Source organism: Bacillus cereus group sp. BfR-BA-01441 (genome assembly GCF_022663075.1).
Lineage (GTDB): Bacteria > Bacillota > Bacilli > Bacillales > Bacillaceae_G > Bacillus_A > Bacillus_A cereus.
In genome coordinates this window covers 1-213 of record NZ_JAKUEU010000456.1, presented here as the reverse complement: position 1 = coordinate 213, position 213 = coordinate 1, and the positions used below count along the sequence as shown (strand labels likewise).

Here is a 213-nt window from a genome sequence, read left to right as displayed (position 1 = left end):
GGTTAAGGAGAGGGGTTAGCGTAAGCGAAGCTCTGAACTGAAGCCCCAGTAAACGGCGGCCGTAACTATAACGGTCCTAAGGTAGCGAAATTCCTTGTCGGGTAAGTTCCGCCCCGCACGAAAGGTGTAACGATTTGGGCACTGTCTCAACCAGAGACTCGGTGAAATTATAGTACCTGTGAAGATGCAGGTTACCCGCGACAGGACGGAAAG

The 213-nt window shown here is 52.1% G+C and carries 1 rRNA gene; it reads left to right on the top strand.

Annotated elements, in window-relative coordinates:
- Positions 1–213, top strand: a 23S ribosomal RNA gene (locus MR107_RS31190); the annotation flags it as partial.